The organism is Klebsiella sp. A-Nf5 (assembly GCF_002810545.1).
Classification (GTDB): domain Bacteria; phylum Pseudomonadota; class Gammaproteobacteria; order Enterobacterales; family Enterobacteriaceae; genus Klebsiella; species Klebsiella variicola.
The window spans coordinates 1-3,411 of sequence record NZ_PIOG01000286.1; the positions used below are offsets into that span (position 1 = coordinate 1).

A 3,411-nucleotide genomic window follows, 5' to 3' on the forward strand; every position below is an offset into this window, starting at 1 on the left:
CTTCGGCGTTGTAAGGTTAAGCCTCACGGTTCATTAGTACCGGTTAGCTCAACGCATCGCTGCGCTTACACACCCGGCCTATCAACGTCGTCGTCTTCAACGTTCCTTCAGGAGACTTAAAGTCTCAGGGAGAACTCATCTCGGGGCAAGTTTCGTGCTTAGATGCTTTCAGCACTTATCTCTTCCGCATTTAGCTACCGGGCAATGCCATTGGCATGACAACCCGAACACCAGTGATGCGTCCACTCCGGTCCTCTCGTACTAGGAGCAGCCCCCCTCAATTCTCCAGCGCCCACGGCAGATAGGGACCGAACTGTCTCACGACGTTCTAAACCCAGCTCGCGTACCACTTTAAATGGCGAACAGCCATACCCTTGGGACCTACTTCAGCCCCAGGATGTGATGAGCCGACATCGAGGTGCCAAACACCGCCGTCGATATGAACTCTTGGGCGGTATCAGCCTGTTATCCCCGGAGTACCTTTTATCCGTTGAGCGATGGCCCTTCCATTCAGAACCACCGGATCACTATGACCTGCTTTCGCACCTGCTCGCGCCGTCACGCTCGCAGTCAAGCTAGCTTATGCCATTGCACTAACCTCCTGATGTCCGACCAGGATTAGCTAACCTTCGTGCTCCTCCGTTACTCTTTGGGAGGAGACCGCCCCAGTCAAACTACCCACCAGACACTGTCCGCAACCCCGATTAGGGGTCTACGTTAGAACATCAAACATTAAAGGGTGGTATTTCAAGGTTGGCTCCACGCAGACTGGCGTCCACGCTTCAAAGCCTCCCACCTATCCTACACATCAAGGCTCAATGTTCAGTGTCAAGCTATAGTAAAGGTTCACGGGGTCTTTCCGTCTTGCCGCGGGTACACTGCATCTTCACAGCGAGTTCAATTTCACTGAGTCTCGGGTGGAGACAGCCTGGCCATCATTACGCCATTCGTGCAGGTCGGAACTTACCCGACAAGGAATTTCGCTACCTTAGGACCGTTATAGTTACGGCCGCCGTTTACCGGGGCTTCGATCAAGAGCTTCTCCTTACGGATAACCCCATCAATTAACCTTCCGGCACCGGGCAGGCGTCACACCGTATACGTCCACTTTCGTGTTTGCACAGTGCTGTGTTTTTAATAAACAGTTGCAGCCAGCTGGTATCTTCGACTGATTTCAGCTCCACCCGCAGGGGCTTCACCTACCTATCAGCGTGCCTTCTCCCGAAGTTACGGCACCATTTTGCCTAGTTCCTTCACCCGAGTTCTCTCAAGCGCCTTGGTATTCTCTACCTGACCACCTGTGTCGGTTTGGGGTACGATTTAATGTTACCTGATGCTTAGAGGCTTTTCCTGGAAGCAGGGCATTTGTTACTTCAGCACCGTAGTGCCTCGTCATCACACCTCAGCGTTAAAAGGTACCGGATTTACCTGGAACCTCCGCCTACATGCTTAAACCGGGACAACCGTCGCCCGGCTAACATAGCCTTCTCCGTCCCCCCTTCGCAGTAACACCAAGTACAGGAATATTAACCTGTTTCCCATCGACTACGCCTTTCGGCCTCGCCTTAGGGGTCGACTCACCCTGCCCCGATTAACGTTGGACAGGAACCCTTGGTCTTCCGGCGAGCGGGCTTTTCACCCGCTTTATCGTTACTTATGTCAGCATTCGCACTTCTGATACCTCCAGCAACCCTCACAGGTCACCTTCGCAGGCTTACAGAACGCTCCCCTACCCAACAACACATAGTGTCGCTGCCGCAGCTTCGGTGCATGGTTTAGCCCCGTTACATCTTCCGCGCAGGCCGACTCGACCAGTGAGCTATTACGCTTTCTTTAAATGATGGCTGCTTCTAAGCCAACATCCTGGCTGTCTGTGCCTTCCCACATCGTTTCCCACTTAACCATGACTTTGGGACCTTAGCTGGCGGTCTGGGTTGTTTCCCTCTTCACGACGGACGTTAGCACCCGCCGTGTGTCTCCCGTGATAACATTCTTCGGTATTCGTAGTTTGCATCGGGTTGGTAAGTCGGGATGACCCCCTAGCCGAAACAGTGCTCTACCCCCGAAGATGAATTCACGAGGCGCTACCTAAATAGCTTTCGGGGAGAACCAGCTATCTCCCGGTTTGATTGGCCTTTCACCCCCAGCCACAAGTCATCCGCTAATTTTTCAACATTAGTCGGTTCGGTCCTCCAGTTAGTGTTACCCAACCTTCAACCTGCCCATGGCTAGATCACCGGGTTTCGGGTCTATACCCTGCAACTTAACGCCCAGTTAAGACTCGGTTTCCCTGCGGCTCCCCTATACGGTTAACCTTGCTACAGAATATAAGTCGCTGACCCATTATACAAAAGGTACGCAGTCACCCCATAAAGAGGCTCCCACTGCTTGTACGTACACGGTTTCAGGTTCTTTTTCACTCCCCTCGCCGGGGTTCTTTTCGCCTTTCCCTCACGGTACTGGTTCACTATCGGTCAGTCAGGAGTATTTAGCCTTGGAGGATGGTCCCCCCATATTCAGACAGGATACCACGTGTCCCGCCCTACTCTTCGAGTTCACAACCTGTGCATTTTGGTGTACGGGACTATCACCCTGTACCGTCGGACTTTCCAGACCGTTCCACTAACACACAAGCTGATTCAGACTCTGGGCTGCTCCCCGTTCGCTCGCCGCTACTGGGGGAATCTCGGTTGATTTCTTTTCCTCGGGGTACTTAGATGTTTCAGTTCCCCCGGTTCGCCTCGTTAACCTATGTATTCAGTTAACGATAGTGCAACGAATTGCACTGGGTTTCCCCATTCGGACATCGCCGGCTATAACGGTTCATATCACCTTACCGACGCTTTTCGCAGATTAGCACGTCCTTCATCGCCTCTGACTGCCAGGGCATCCACCGTGTACGCTTAGTCGCTTAACCTCACAACCCGAAGATGTTTCGTAAAACACCAACGTGTCGCGAAAATTTGAGAGACTCGAACACACTTAAACAGTGTGTCGTTTCAATTTTCAGCTTGATCCAGATTTTTAAAGAGCAAAACTTCGCAGTGCACCTTTTCAGGTTCACTCTGAAGTTTTCTTGTGTTTGCAGTAATGATGGTGGAGCTATGCGGGATCGAACCGCAGACCTCCTGCGTGCAAAGCAGGCGCTCTCCCAGCTGAGCTATAGCCCCATCGTTTGCAACCTCTTCAAATTTGCTTCGCAAATTTGGTAGGCCTGAGTGGACTTGAACCACCGACCTCACCCTTATCAGGGGTGCGCTCTAACCACCTGAGCTACAAGCCTGTAGAGGTTTTTACTGCTGTTTTTCATCAGACAATCTGTGTGAGCACTACAAAGGCAGGTTCTTTAAGGTAAGGAGGTGATCCAACCGCAGGTTCCCCTACGGTTACCTTGTTACGACTTCACCCCAG

Annotated in this window: 2 tRNA genes and 2 rRNA genes; all 4 read right to left on the reverse strand. The window is 52.1% G+C overall.

From position 1 onward, the window contains the following. Positions 1–12 precede the first annotated feature (12 nt). Positions 13–2,917, reverse strand: a 23S ribosomal RNA gene (locus CWM53_RS29880). A gap of 177 nt (positions 2,918–3,094) precedes the next feature. After that, positions 3,095–3,170 (reverse strand) — tRNA-Ala (locus CWM53_RS29885). A 36-nt stretch (positions 3,171–3,206) separates the two neighbouring features. Next, positions 3,207–3,283, reverse strand: a tRNA-Ile gene (locus CWM53_RS29890). A 69-nt stretch (positions 3,284–3,352) separates the two neighbouring features. Beyond that, positions 3,353–3,411 (reverse strand): 16S ribosomal RNA (locus CWM53_RS29895); the annotation flags it as partial.